General features: G+C 70.8%; 12 protein-coding genes. 2 read left to right on the forward strand and 10 right to left on the reverse strand.

Going from position 1 to position 12,865, the window contains the following annotated elements; all coding sequences use genetic code 11:
• Positions 1 to 4 precede the first annotated feature (4 nt).
• The 8 genes from QFZ26_RS03565 to QFZ26_RS03600 all read right to left on the reverse strand — a co-directional run bounded on the left by QFZ26_RS03565 (position 5) and on the right by QFZ26_RS03600 (position 9,220).
• A complete protein-coding gene (locus QFZ26_RS03565) occupies positions 5 to 790 on the reverse strand; it encodes a glucosamine-6-phosphate deaminase (protein ID WP_307039328.1) in 786 nt (261 codons plus the stop codon).
• Positions 775 to 1,701 (reverse strand): ROK family protein, encoded by a 927-nt coding sequence (locus QFZ26_RS03570; RefSeq protein ID WP_307039330.1) that lies wholly within the window; start codon positions 1,699 to 1,701, stop codon positions 775 to 777. The genes QFZ26_RS03565 and QFZ26_RS03570 overlap by 16 nt, the downstream gene beginning before the upstream one ends.
• Positions 1,698 to 3,260 (reverse strand): glycoside hydrolase family 3 protein, encoded by a 1,563-nt coding sequence (locus QFZ26_RS03575; RefSeq protein ID WP_307039332.1) that lies wholly within the window; start codon positions 3,258 to 3,260, stop codon positions 1,698 to 1,700. The genes QFZ26_RS03570 and QFZ26_RS03575 overlap by 4 nt, the downstream gene beginning before the upstream one ends.
• Entirely contained in the window at positions 3,257 to 4,075 is an 819-nt protein-coding gene (locus QFZ26_RS03580; RefSeq protein ID WP_307044910.1) for a carbohydrate ABC transporter permease, read from the reverse strand. Before QFZ26_RS03580 ends, QFZ26_RS03575 begins: the two co-directional genes overlap by 4 nt.
• 104 nt (positions 4,076 to 4,179) lie before the next feature.
• The gene (locus tag QFZ26_RS03585; RefSeq protein ID WP_307039334.1) at positions 4,180 to 5,169 is read right to left on the reverse strand and encodes a carbohydrate ABC transporter permease; all 990 of its coding nucleotides are present in this window, start codon (positions 5,167 to 5,169) and stop codon (positions 4,180 to 4,182) included.
• Between the two features lie 95 nt (positions 5,170 to 5,264).
• Entirely contained in the window at positions 5,265 to 6,527 is a 1,263-nt protein-coding gene (locus QFZ26_RS03590; protein ID WP_307039336.1) for an extracellular solute-binding protein, read from the reverse strand.
• A gap of 68 nt (positions 6,528 to 6,595) precedes the next feature.
• The gene (locus QFZ26_RS03595; RefSeq protein WP_307044912.1) at positions 6,596 to 7,768 is read right to left on the reverse strand and encodes an ROK family transcriptional regulator; all 1,173 of its coding nucleotides are present in this window, start codon (positions 7,766 to 7,768) and stop codon (positions 6,596 to 6,598) included.
• A gap of 234 nt (positions 7,769 to 8,002) precedes the next feature.
• Positions 8,003 to 9,220, reverse strand: coding sequence for an NADP-dependent isocitrate dehydrogenase (locus QFZ26_RS03600; RefSeq protein ID WP_307039338.1), 1,218 nt, complete (start codon positions 9,218 to 9,220; stop codon positions 8,003 to 8,005).
• Between the two features lie 183 nt (positions 9,221 to 9,403).
• Between QFZ26_RS03600 and QFZ26_RS03605 the strand changes: the two genes are divergently transcribed.
• Both QFZ26_RS03605 and QFZ26_RS03610 read left to right on the forward strand, forming a co-directional pair.
• A complete protein-coding gene (locus QFZ26_RS03605; protein ID WP_307039340.1) occupies positions 9,404 to 9,856 on the forward strand; it encodes a GNAT family N-acetyltransferase in 453 nt (150 codons plus the stop codon).
• 14 nt (positions 9,857 to 9,870) lie between these two features.
• Positions 9,871 to 10,185, forward strand: coding sequence for an MGMT family protein (locus tag QFZ26_RS03610; RefSeq protein WP_307039342.1), 315 nt, complete (start codon positions 9,871 to 9,873; stop codon positions 10,183 to 10,185).
• A gap of 13 nt (positions 10,186 to 10,198) precedes the next feature.
• Here QFZ26_RS03610 and QFZ26_RS03615 read toward each other — a convergent pair whose 3' ends face one another.
• Together QFZ26_RS03615 and QFZ26_RS03620 are read right to left on the reverse strand one after the other, a co-directional pair.
• Positions 10,199 to 11,998, reverse strand: a complete 1,800-nt coding sequence (locus tag QFZ26_RS03615; protein WP_307039343.1) for a sensor histidine kinase — start codon at positions 11,996 to 11,998, stop codon at positions 10,199 to 10,201.
• Entirely contained in the window at positions 11,998 to 12,663 is a 666-nt protein-coding gene (locus QFZ26_RS03620) for a response regulator transcription factor (protein WP_307039345.1), read from the reverse strand. The genes QFZ26_RS03615 and QFZ26_RS03620 overlap by 1 nt, the downstream gene beginning before the upstream one ends.
• Positions 12,664 to 12,865 lie beyond the last annotated feature (202 nt).

Consider the following 12,865-nt stretch of genomic DNA (forward strand, 5'->3'; position numbering starts at 1 on the left):
TCGCTCAGATGCCCTGCCAGGCCGGCTTGTTCGCCCACGCGTGGCGGTAGTAGTCGAGGTTCGAGAGCCTCGAAGCGGCCGCTTCGTCGACGATGACCGTCGTGTGCGGGTGCAGCTGGATCGCCGAACCGGGCTGGCTCGCCGAGACCGGCCCTTCGACGGCAGCCGCGACGGCGTGCGCCTTCGCCTCGCCGAACGCGAGGAGCACGAGGTGGCGTGCCCGCAGGATGGTGCCGATGCCCTGGGTGATGCAGTGCATCGGTACCTCGTCGGGCGAGTCGAAGAAGCGGGCGTTGTCGGCACGGGTCGCGGCGGTGAGCGTCTTCACGCGCGTGTGCGACGCGAGCGAGGAGCCCGGCTCGTTGAAGCCGATATGTCCGGTGCGTCCGATGCCGAGGATCTGCAGGTCGACGCCGCCCGCCGCCGTGATGGCCACCTCGTAGTCGGCCCCCGCGTGCTCGATCGTCGCAGGATCGCCGTTCGGCACCCGCACGAGCTCGGGCGTGAGCCCGAGCGGCTCGACGACCTCGCGGGCGATGACCGCCCGGTAGCTCTCGGGGTGCCCCGCCGGCAGGCCGACGTACTCGTCGAGCGCGAACCCGCGGACCCCGCGCACGTCGATCCGGTCGTCGGCGATGCGGCGCGCGAGCGCCCGGTAGCTCGCCAGCGGCGTGGAGCCGGTGGCGAGCCCGAGCACGGCGTCGGGCTTGGAGCGGATGAGGGAGACGATCGCGTCGGCGACGAGGGCACCTGCGGCATCCTCGTCGGCGACGATCACGACTTCGGCCATTGGTGTTCTCCTACCAGGGCGGCGCCGACGGCGGCCGCCGGGAATCCGATCGGGATGACCTGCACGCGCGCGGCGAGGTCGAGGGAAGCGAGGAAGGCCGACTCGGCGGCCCACCCGTTCAGGATACGGCGCGTGCCGGAGACGAGTGGGTCACCGAGCGCGGCGAGCCCTCCACCGATGACCACGTCGTCGACGTCGGTCGTGAGCGCGAGCAGCCGCACCGCGGCAGCGACGCCCGTGAGGAAGCGTTCGCGAACGGCGATCGCTCGGACGTCGCCCGCGTCGGCGGCGTCGAAGAGTGCACGAGCGGGCAGCGGATGCTCGGTGGGCCAGCTTCGCGAGACCGCCCAGCCCGAGGCGACGGTCTCGAGGCATCCGCGCTGTCCGCAGCCGCACCGATCCCCCGCCGGGTCGACCGGGATGTGGCCGATCTCGCCCGCGACGCCCTGCTCGCCGCGCAGCAGGCGCCCGTCGAGCACGATGCCCGCCGCGAGGCCCGTGCCGAGGTTCAGGTAGGCCATCGAGTGCGCCAGGATGCCGTCGGCGACGCCGAGGAGGTGGTGCGCGCCGAGGGCGGCGGCCTTCACGTCGTTCTCGACCCGCACGTCGACGCCGAGCCGGTCGGCAAGGCGGGAGCCCAGCTCGAGCCCCTCGAGTCCGAGGTTGACGGCATGGGCGACACGCCCGGTGCGGCTGTCGACGGCGCCCGGGATGCCGATCCCGATCGAGGAGAAAGCGGATGCCTCGACGCCGGCGATCTCGGTCATGCGATCGACCGTGCGCAGCGCCGTCGCGACCACTGCCTCCGCTCCGAACCCCGTCGGCATGCGCACCTGGTCGCTGAGCTCGCCGTCGGCACCGATCGCGACCGCCGCGGTCTTCGTGCCGCCGATGTCGATGCCGAGCCTCACGGCACCCCCGGAGCGCCGATCGTCGCGCTGGTCGCCCTCGCCGCGCCGACCGCCGCGCCGATGAACTCGACCACGGCCTCGCCGACGAGCCGCGACGCGCCGTACGTCGACACGTCGGCGAACGCACGATCGTTCGACGGCCAGCCCATGTCGACCGTCACGACGTCGTCGCGCACCGCGCGCAGCGCCTCGATCGCCGCGCGGGCGAAGGGGTGCCGGTGGAGGTCCTTGCCGATCACGAGCACGGGGCCGGACAGCCGCGCCGGCTCGGTGAGGGGCTTCCCCTCGGAGACCACGACGATCGACGCCTCGGCGAGCCAGGACGGTTCCGCCGCGACCGAGTCGACGGCGAACGGCCCCCACGGCGCGACGCCGATCGCGATGTTCACCCCGCCATCGATGCGCACCACGGTGCCGATGCCAGATGCGACCGCGAGGCGTGCGCGCGCGGCATCCGACACCTCGAAGCCGCCGGCGATGACCGCGCGATCGGCGGCGTCGTGCCGGGGTTCGATCCCGGCCGGCGGCGTCGCCGCCACGGGCACCGGCGGGGCGGTCGCCGCAAGGGCACGAACACGGGCGGCGGCCTCGCGAACGCGGTCGGGCGGAAGGCGTCCGCCCGCGACGGCCGCCTCGACCGCCTCGACGATCTCGTCGAGCTGCTCGTCGGTGTTGTCGCTGCCGATGCACAGCAGGTCGCAACCGGCGGCGAGGGCGCGCACGGCCGCCTCGGGGATGCCGTGCACGCCGCTCGCCCCTGTCATGTCGAGGGCGTCGGTCACGATGACGCCCTCGAACCCCAGCTCACCGCGGAGCAGGCCCTGCAGGATGCGCGGTGAGAGGGTGGCGGGATTGTCCGTATCAAGGTGCGGGAGCAGGATGTGGGAGGTCATGATCGTGCGGGCGCCGGCCGCGATCGCGGCACGGAAGGGCACGAGCTCGCGCTCGCGCAGGGTCGCGAGCGGGACGTCGACCACGGGCAGCGCGAGGTGCGAGTCGGTCGCGGTGTCGCCGTGACCGGGGAAGTGCTTCGCACTCGCCGCGACGCCGGTGCTCTGGATCGCACGCACCCACGCCGCAGCATGCCGCGCCACGAGTGCGGGATCGGCGCCGAAGCTGCGCACGCCGATGACCGGGTTGTCGGGGTTCGAGTTCACGTCGACGTCGGGGGCGAAGGTGACGGTGCATCCGGTGGCCACGAGCGCCTCGCCCACGGCCGTCGCCACGCGACCGGTGAGATCGACGTCGTCGATGCGGCCGAGCAGGGCGTTGCCCGGGTACGGAGCTCCGCGATCGTAGAAGAGGCGGGTGACGTCGCCGCCCTCCTCGTCGATCGCGATGACGGCGAGCGGGTTCGCTCGCCGCAGCGACGCGTTCAGCCGACGCAGTTGCTCGGCCGAGACGACGTTCCACCCGAATATGCAGACGCCGCCGAGGCCGTCTTCGAACCGCCGCAGGAGCCACTCGGGCGCCTCCGTGCCGGCGAAGCCGGGGAGCAGGGTCGTGAGGATGTCCCGGCGCAGGTCGCTTCCCGCGCCGGTCTCGAGGCTGCCGGTCATCCCTTGACGGCCCCGCTCACGAGCCCGCTCGTCATCCGGCCCTGCACGACGAGGAAGAAGACGACGACGGGGATCGCCATGAGGGTCGACCCCGCCATGATCGCCGCCCAGTTCGTCGTGCCGTTCGCCACGAGGAAGGTGCGGAGCCACACCGGCAGCGTCATCATCTCGGGCCTCGCGTTCAGCACGAGGGCCATGATGAACTCGTTCCACGCCTGGATGAACCCGAAGACGCCGGTCGCGATGAGTCCTGGCGCGAGCAACGGGAACGTCACGCGCCAGAAGGCGCCGGCCCTGGAGCATCCGTCGATCATCGCGGCCTCCTCGAGGTCGACCGGCACGCCGTTCACGAAGCCGCGCAGGGTCCAGATCGTGAACGGGAGCACGGTGGCGACGTAGACGACCGTCAGACCGATGATGGTGTTCAGCAGGTGCCAGCCGTCGATGACCCGGAAGATCGAGACGATCATGGCCTCGCCCGGGATCATCTGCACCACGAGGATCGTGATGATGAACGCACGGCGGCTCGCGAAGCGGAAGCGCGTGACGGCGATCGAGGCGAGGAACGCGAAGATCAGCGCGATGACCACGGTGAGGATCGTGATCACGAGCGAGTTGCCCGCCGCGGGGAGGAACGGCGTGCGTCCGGGATCGAACAGCACGGTCTCGTAGTTGCGCAGCGTGAAGTTCTCGGGCCAGAAGTTGACGTCGAGGCCGCGGATCTCGTTGTTCGGCTGGAAGGAGGTGCTCACCATCCAGTACACGGGGAACACGAAGACCACGAACAGCACGACCGAGAGTGCGCTCAGCAGCACCGTCGTGGTGCGGCGGCCGGCCCCGCCGGTGCGGCGAACGCTCTCCGGCTTCCCGGCTCCGGCGACGATTCCGCCGATCGACTGGCCGGCGGCGACGGTGGTGCTCACAGCTCCTCCTCCTTCGTGGTCTGGCGCACGTAGTAGATCGAGATGGACATGATCAGGATCGCGGTGATCACCGCGATCGCACCGCCCTGGCCGAACTCGCCGCCCGCGATCGAGGTCTGGTAGATGTACACGCCGAGCGTGTTGGTGAGGGCACGGATGCCGCCGATGTCCTGCAGCGCGAAGATCTGGGTGAAGACCTTCAGGTCCCAGATGATCTGCAGGATCGTCGTGATCAGGAACAGCGGCTTGAGGTACGGGAAGATGATCAGCCGGAAGCGCTTGAAGCCGCCCGCGCCGTCGAGCTGCGCCGCCTCGAGCACCTCATCGGGCACCTGCGTGAGGCCGGCATAGAGCGTGAAGGCGACGAACGGGATCGCGCCCCAGACGATGATGATGCCGGCGACGAAGAAGAAGCTCAGCGGGTCGATGAGCCAGGAGTGCTGGAAGAACTGCTCCATGCCGAACCAGTTGACGAGCATATAGTTGACGACCCCGTAGGCGGTGTCGAACATCCAGCCCCAGACGATCGTCGAGGTCAGGGCGGGCATCGCCCACGCGAGCAGCATGCCGAGTGAGAGCAGCAGGCGGAACCCCTTCGGGAGCCGCGCGAGCATGAGGGCGATGAGGGTGGCCGCGACCATCGTGATGACCACGCAGGCCGCGGCGAAGAGGATCGTGCGCACGAGGACCGCGAAGAAGACGGGGTCGGTCAGCACGTTGGTGTAGTTCTCGAACCCGATCCACGCGGGCGGCGCGCCGAAGACCTGGGCCCGGCCGAACTCCTGGAACGAGGTGACGAGGAGCTGCACGAGCGGCCAGCCGATGAGGAGGGCCAGCACGATGAGCGCCGGGGTGAGCAGCGCATACGGCGTGAAGCCGCCCGAGCGACGACGTGGGCGCCCGGCGGGCTTGGGCTGCGGCGCCATCAGGCGCTCGCCCTCGACGGTGCTCTGCACCGGATCGAGTCCGCGGTCGACGGTGGTCATTGTTGGTGCTCCCGGGAGGTCGAGGGGTTCGGGGTTTGGGGTTGCGGTGCGGCGGCGAGGGAGTGCCGCCGCACCGCGCAGCCGGACGGATCCGACTAGCTGTTGAGGATCGCCTCGATCTCCTCGTCGGCCGCTTCGGCGAGCGCCTGGACGTCGCCGCCCTGTGCGATGTTGACGAAGAGGTCGGTCAGGATGCCGGCCGCCTCGACGTCGGCCCACTTCGGCGAAGCCGGGGTGAGCTTGGCGTTGCCCGCGGCCGCCGCGATCGCCTGGGCGACCTCGTCGGTGCCGAGGGTGTCGGCGAGCGAGAGCTTGGCCGGAACGAGGCCGTTCTCGCCGTAGATCGTCTGGAACTCGTCGGAGAGGATGATCTCCAGCGCGCTCAGAGCGAGCTCGGGGTGAGCCGACTTCGCCGAGATGCCGATGTTCGATCCACCGGCGAAGACCTTCGCCGCGCCGCCGTCCATGCCCGGGAGGGCGTAGACGCCGAGGTTGGCCTCCTGGTCGGGGCATCCGGGAGCCTCAGCATCGGCCGGGGCGAGGATCGACCACTTGACCCAGCTCGGCGCCGACAGCTGCAGCGTCGTGCCGTCGCAGAAGCCGACCTCTGGTCCGGTCTCGTTGCCGTCCTTGGGGGCGGCCGAGGCGTTGGTCATGACCTGCTGGACCTGCTCGAGGCCTGCGACCGACTCAGCGGAGGAGAGCTGTGCGTCCCACTCCTCGCCGTCGGGCACGGCGATCTCGCCGCCGTTCTCCCAGATGTAGGGAAGGGCGTTGTACCAGTCCTGGCCGGGCCACCAGATGCCCGACTTGCCGGGGTTCGCCGCCGCGAGCGCCTCGCCGTTGGCGATGTACTCGTCGAGCGTCGTCGGGACCGACAGTCCGGCCGCCGCGAGGGCGTCCTTCTTGTAGAACACGAGGCGGGCGCCCGAGTACAGCGGAGCGGCGTAGAACTTGTCGTCGTACGAGCCCGCCTCGACGAACCCGGGCAGCAGGTCGTCGCCGCCGAGCGTGTCGTAGTGCTCGGTGAGGTCGAGGAACGCACCGGCCGAAGTGAAGGCCGAGGCCTGGGTGTTGCCGACCTCGACCACGTCGGGGCTGTCGGAGCCGGAGAGGCTCGTGGTCAGGCGGTCGACGAGACCGTCCCAGGACTGCTCCTCGATGACCAGGGTCGAGCCCGGGTTCTCCTCTTCGAAGGTCTCCACGAGATACTCGCGGGCCTCGTCGGGCGTGTCGGTGCCGACGAGCCACACGCGGATCTCAGCGCCATCCTCGGAGGCGCCGGTGCCTCCCGAGGCACAACCGGCGAGGGTGAGCGCAGCAACGGCGCCGAGCGCCGCGATGCCGAGTTTCCTCATTGTCGTTTCCTTTCATGGGGTGTGGGAGACAGCGGGGGTTCGCCGTCACCCTTGGTGCGTGGAGTCCCTCACGAGACTCCGAGTTGTCCGGAGAGGACCATGACGGCCGCACCGCGGAGGACGATGTCCTGCGCCTGTGCGGTCATCCGGAGCCTCAGATCACGGTTGAACTCCGCCATCGTCCGCATCCGGAGCGTGTCGACGGCCGCATCGTGCAGCGCACCGTCAAGCAGTTCGGCGGGGCCGCTCAGCACGACCTCCGACAGGTTGAGCGCGCCGACGACCGGCGCGAGCACGATGCCGAGTCGCCGGCCGGCCTCGCGGAGGATGTCGTCGCGAGCGGATTCGCCCTCGTCGCCGTCGGCCTCGACGGCGTCGAGGCGGGCGGTCAGCCGGGGCACCGAGAGCCAGGTCTCGAGGCATCCGTGCTTGCCGCAGGCGCAGTCGGGGCCGCTGTCGGTGCCGACCACGACGTGGCCGATCTCACCTGCGGCGAAGCCGCCGCCGATGACGGGGCGGCCGCCGACGATGAGCCCGGCGCCGACGCCGTGGCCGATCTTCACGAGCAGCAGGTCGTCGAGCTGCGACTCGCCGTGTTCGGCGAGCACGGCGACATTCGCGTCGTTCGCGACGTGCGCGGGCAACGAGGTCAGCGCCGCGAGGCGTGCCTGGAGCGGGACGTCGCTCCAGCCGAGGTTCGGAGCGGAGCGGACGACACCGTGCGGGTCGACGACGCCCGGGGAGCCGACGCCGATGCCGAGCACGGGGGTCGTCGTCGAGGCGACGAGCCGTTCGACGAGGGCGTCGACGAGCGCGATGGCAGCATCGCCCGTGGCGCCGTCGCGGGCCACCTCGGCCCGGGCGACGATGCCGCCGTCGAGGTCGATCACGGCGCCGCGGAACACTTCGTGCTCCGAGAGGTCGACGCCGATGAGGTGGAAGGCCGTGCGGTCGACGTCGATGAGGGTCGCGGGCTTGCCCGGGCGGGCGTCTTCGCGCTGGCCGAGTTCGATGACGAGTCCCTCGGTGATGAGATCGGCGACGAGGTCGGAGACCGTGACCCGGGTCAGGCCGGTGCCGCGCGCGACATCCGCTCGGCTCTGCGCACCGGAGCTGTAGAGGGTCTGCAGCACGAGCGCGCGGTTGTGGCTGCGGGCATGCTCGGGGAGCACCTTGCCCGTCGGGCGCAGGGCACGTGCGCGGGTGAAGATCGGGGCGCCGGCGAACGGCACGGTGAGCAGGTCGGAAGTGGCCCTGTGCGGGGTCGCGGGTGTCGTCTCCGTCGTGGAGGGGCCTCGCTGCGCTTCAGTGCTCACGTTTGTTAGTAAACATTACGAACAAACTCGCCGCAAGACCTTCACGGAGGTATTTCCCGGTGTTACCGACTTGTGATCTGCCGCCGCTGCCGCCGCAGCAGGCGCGAAGGAGGGGGTCGGATGCCGCGGCATCCGACCCCCTTCGCGAGGCGCTGCCGGCTACGCGGCCAGTCGCGCCTTGAGGTTGTCGGCGAGCGTCGCGAGGAACTCCTCGGTCGTCTGGTACGCCTGCTCGGGGCCGACGAGCGCCGCGAGGTCCTTCGTCATCGCGCCGGACTCGACCGTCGTGATGACGACGTCTTCGAGCGTGTGCGAGAAGTCGATGAGCTCCTGGTTGCCGTCGAGCTTGCCGCGGTGCGCGAGGCCGCGCGTCCAGGCGTAGATCGAGGCGATCGGGTTCGTCGACGTGGGCTTGCCCTGCTGGTGCTGGCGGTAGTGGCGCGTGACCGTCCCGTGCGCCGCCTCGGCCTCGACGACCTTGCCGTCGGGCGTCGCGAGCACGCTCGTCATGAGGCCGAGCGAGCCGAAGCCCTGCGCGACGGTGTCGGACTGCACGTCGCCGTCGTAGTTCTTGCAGGCCCAGACGTAGCCGCCCTCCCACTTGAGCGACGCGGCGACCATGTCGTCGATGAGGCGGTGCTCGTAGGTGAGGCCGGCCTCGTCGAAGGCCTGCTTGAACTCGGTGTCGAAGATCTCCTGGAAGAGGTCCTTGAAGCGGCCGTCGTAGGCCTTCAGGATCGTGTTCTTCGTCGAGAGGTACACGGGGTAGTTGCGCGAGAGGCCGTAGTTCAGCGAGGCCCGGGCGAAGTCGCGAATCGAGTCGTCGAGGTTGTACATGCCCATGGCCACGCCCGAGCCCGGCGACTGGAACACCTCGAACTGCTGCGGCTCGGAGCCGTCTTTCGGGGTGAAGGTCATCGTGAGGGTGCCCTCGCCCTCGAACCGGAAGTCGGTGGCGCGGTACTGGTCGCCGAACGCGTGGCGGCCGACGATGATCGGCTTGTTCCAGCCGGGCACGAGGCGCGGGATGTTCGAGATGATGATCGGCTCGCGGAAGATCACGCCGCCGAGGATGTTGCGGATCGTGCCGTTCGGCGAGCGCCACATCTTCTTCAGGCCGAACTCCTCGACGCGCGCCTCGTCGGGCGTGATCGTGGCGCACTTGACGCCGACGCCGTGCTTCTGGATCGCGTGCGCCGCGTCGACCGTGATCTGGTCGTCGGTCTCGTCGCGCTTCTGGATCGAGAGGTCGTAGTACTCGAGGTTCACGTCGAGGTACGGGTGGATGAGCTGGTCCTTGATGGCCTGCCAGATGATGCGCGTCATCTCGTCGCCGTCGAGTTCGACGACGGTGCCTTCAACCTTGATCTTGGACAAAAGGGTGTCTCCTTGGATCTACTGGGGGAAACGGGAAGCCTGCGGGCGGGCGGGCGGACACGCCGTCCGCCAGCTTACCGCGTCGGCCGAATATCTCGACATCGAGACAAACACCCCCGCGCTTCAGTGGCAGGTGGAGACGGCGCTACCGGCTGTGCCACCGCACAGGTTAGCCTTGGCAGCATGGCTGAGCTGAGACTTGAAGACCTGTCCGCGTCCAACATCGTGGCAGCGAACTCGCTCTCGCTGAAGCCCGGGCAGGAGCAGTTCATCGCGCCCGTCACCTACTCCGCCGAGTCCTCGGTCGTGAACCCCGCCACGGCCTGGCAGCGGGTCGCGCTCCTGAAGGACCGCGTCGTCGGCTTCATCCACGGCAACTTCGACCCCGAGAACCCCCACGAGGAGTTCCGCGCCTGCATCTGGCGCATCAACGTCGACGCTGAGGTCCAGGGCAAGGGCGTCGGCCGCTTCCTCGCGACCGCACTCGCCGAAGAGGCCAAGCGCCGCGGCTTCGACCGCATCACCGTGCTGTGGGAGCCGGGCAGCGAAGGCCCCGAGGCGTTCTTCCACCGCATCGGCTTCGTCGACATCGGCGAGACCGCCTACGGCGACGTGATCGGCGCGCTCGAACTCTGAGCCGGGCGCACACCGTGCCGCAGCAGCCGGTCGGATTCGTCGACGCGGTGCTCGCCGTCGTCGCCGAGATCCCGCCGGGGCAGGTCGCCACGTACGGCGACGTCGCCGCCGTGCTCGGTTCGCGCGGTGCGCGTGCGGTCGGGCAGGTGATGGCGCGGTACGGGTCGGATGTCCCGTGGTGGCGCGTCGTGCGCGCCGGCGGCCGCCCGCCCGCCGGTCACGCCGAAGCCGCACGTCCGCGCTACGAGGCCGAAGGCGTGCCGATGCGCGCGACGGCCGATGACGACGGCTACCGCATCGACCTCGCGGCGTGCCGCTGGCGGCCCTGACCCGAGCCGGCGCTCAGGCTGCGGCGGGCTTGTCGACGCCGCTGTCGACCGGGATGTGCACCGCGATCGACGTGCCCGCGCCCGACGGACTCTCGACCTCGAGCCGCCCGCCGACCGCGTCGACGCGGTCGGTCATGCCGAGCATGCCGCTGCCGTCGGGGGCCGCGCCACCGACGCCGTTGTCGCGCACGACGAGCTCGAGCTCGTCGTGCTCGATGCGGGCGCGAACCCACGCGCGCGTCGCCCCCGAGTGCTTGGCCACGTTGGCGAGCGCCTCGGCGACGACGAAGTACGCGGTGGACTCGATGACCTCGGGCAGGCGCCCCTCGGCCTGCACGTCGAGCTCGACGGGCACCGGGCAGCGTCCGGCCAGCTCGGGCACGGCGAGCGCGAGGCCGCCCGACGAGAGCAGGCTCGGATGGATGCCGTGGGCGAGCTCGCGCAGTTCCCGCAGCGCCTGGTTCAGCATGGCGATCGTGCCGTCGAGCTCGACGCCGAGCGCCTCGACGCCGCGATCGCGCGCCTGGTTCGCGGCGAGCCGGAGCCGCATGCCGAGCGAGACGAGCTGCTGCTGCGCGCCATCGTGCAGGTCGCGCTCGATGCGCCGCCTGGCCTCGTCACCCGCTTCCACGATGCGGCTGCGCGATTGCCGCACGTGTTCGAGGGTGCGCTCGATCTCGGATCGCAGCCGCCCGTTGTCGACCGAGAGCCGCAGGGCGCTCGAGACGCCGTCGAGCAGCCGCATGTTGTCGGTGAGCACCCGATCGTGCCGGATCAGCGCGATCGGCATGCCCGTGGGCGAGGCGACGGGCAGCAGGCTGTGATCGCCGTGCCGGTCGGCGGGGTCGTGGTCGAGGGGCTGGCCGGCGGCATCCGCGTACCTGCCCCGCTCCTCATCCCACCAGTAGACCCGCACCGACGCGTCGCGCAGGGTGCGGGCGAGCGACTCCGCCCAGAGGCCCCGGTCGGCGCCTTCGCGGGTGATGCGCATGAGGTCGGCGACGCGGGCGCGCATGTTGCGCGCGTGCGCGACCCCGGCGACGAAGCTCACGGGGATCGAGGCGATCGCCACGAGGGACACCGTCGCGAGCACGCCGTCGGAGGTGCCGGATGCCGCGTACGTCGCCGCCTGCGCCGCGAGCGTCGTCGCCCAGGCGAGGAGCGCGAGGGGCATGAGGAAGGCGACCGTGCGGGCCGGGACGCTGCCGCGCACCCAGCGCGCGAGCAGCCGGCCGGCGATGATCAGGGCGAGCATCACGCCGACGATGCGGTAGCCGATGTCGATGGCCGCGAACAGCGCGGGCGCGTCGGCGATGCGGTACGGGTTCGGGGCGCAGTCGCACGTCGCGGCGTCGGGCTGCGCGAGCAGCAGCACGCCGACGAAGAACACGAGGGCGGCGGCGAGGGCGATGCCCGCGATCCAGCGGTCGGCGCGGCCGACGAGCCAGCCGCGTGGGTAGATGAGCACGAGGATGCCGGTGAGCACCGCCCACCAGAGATGCACGCCGTAGAGGATCGGCCACAGCCACCCGATGTCCTCGATCACGCGGAAGAACGACAGCGGGATCCAGACCAGCGGGAACGCGGCCATCAGCCGAGCGGGCGCCCGCGAAGGACCGATGCTCCACGCGACGCCGGCGCACGCGGCGAACACGAGCGCCACGGTCGCGTGCAGCGTGGTCCACGACACCTCGCCCCGCGCCTCGGCCGGGGTCGCGAGGTACCCTGACACCTCCATCGCGAGGCTCGCCGTGACGACCGCCGTGATGATGATGGTGCGCCTGACGATCCGGCCTCTGCGGCCGGGGGCCATCACCTCGCGCCGAGGAGCGTCAGTACCGCGAGCACCCGCCGGTGGTGCTCGGGTGACTCCTCGAGGTCGAGCTTCTGCAGGATCGAGCGCACGTGGGTCTCGACCGTCTTCAGGCCGAGGAACAGGGTCTGGGCGATGCCGCCGTTCGAGTAGCCCTGGGCCATGAGCTCCAGCACCGAGCGCTCACGCTCGGTGAGGCGGGAGAGGGGATCGTCGGCGCGCGTGCGCTGCACGAGCTGCTCGACGACCTCGGGGTCGACGACGGAGCCGCCCGAGGCGACCGTCTCGACGGCGCGAACGAGGGTCTGCGGCTCGGACACGCGCTCTTTCAGGAGGTAGCCGGTGCCGCTGCCGGCGCCCATGACGCGCAGGGCGTACTCGGGCGTCGCGTACATCGAGAGCAGCAGCACGCCGATCGTCGAGCCGGCGGCGCGCATCTGCTCGAGCGCGACGATGCCCTCGTCGCGGAAGCTCGGCGGCATGCGGATGTCGAGCACCGCGGCGTCGAGGTTGCCGGCGCTCGCGATCTCGACGAGCTCGGCGCCGGTGCCGACCGAGGCGACGACCTCGATGCCCCCGCCCTCGAGCACGGTGGAGATGCCCTCTCGGAGGAGCAGGGCGTCGTCGGCGATGGCCACTCGCAGCGACCGGCTCACCTCGCCCATGTCGCCTCCGTTCGTTCGGGTTTTTCGGGCAGGCGAGACCGGACCGGTCCCCCCGCCTGACGCGACTGTACCGCTTCCCGGCGCCGGCCGCCCTCCCCGATTCAGGGGGCATCCTGATGCGGGGCGGCCGGTCGCGTGCCAGTCTGGCGCTGCGGGGCGTGTGCGGTCTGCCGGAACTCGGCGCTCAGTCGGCTGCCCCGGC

It is taken from the genome of Agromyces ramosus (assembly GCF_030817175.1).
Lineage (GTDB): Bacteria > Actinomycetota > Actinomycetes > Actinomycetales > Microbacteriaceae > Agromyces > Agromyces ramosus_A.

Bases quoted from the DNA above. Each gene is read 5' to 3' on its own strand.
- QFZ26_RS03565 (WP_307039328.1), bottom strand. From the start codon at position 790: ATGGCCGAAGTCGTGATCGTCGCCGACGAGGATGCCGCAGGTGCCCTC.
- QFZ26_RS03575 (WP_307039332.1), bottom strand. From the start codon at position 3,260: ATGACCGGCAGCCTCGAGACCGGCGCGGGAAGCGACCTGCGCCGGGAC.
- QFZ26_RS03585 (WP_307039334.1), bottom strand. From the start codon at position 5,169: ATGACCACCGTCGACCGCGGACTCGATCCGGTGCAGAGCACCGTCGAG.
- QFZ26_RS03590 (WP_307039336.1), bottom strand. From the start codon at position 6,527: ATGAGGAAACTCGGCATCGCGGCGCTCGGCGCCGTTGCTGCGCTCACC.
- QFZ26_RS03605 (WP_307039340.1), top strand. From the start codon at position 9,404: ATGGCTGAGCTGAGACTTGAAGACCTGTCCGCGTCCAACATCGTGGCA.
- QFZ26_RS03615 (WP_307039343.1), bottom strand. From the start codon at position 11,998: ATGGCCCCCGGCCGCAGAGGCCGGATCGTCAGGCGCACCATCATCATC.
- QFZ26_RS03620 (WP_307039345.1), bottom strand. From the start codon at position 12,663: ATGGGCGAGGTGAGCCGGTCGCTGCGAGTGGCCATCGCCGACGACGCC.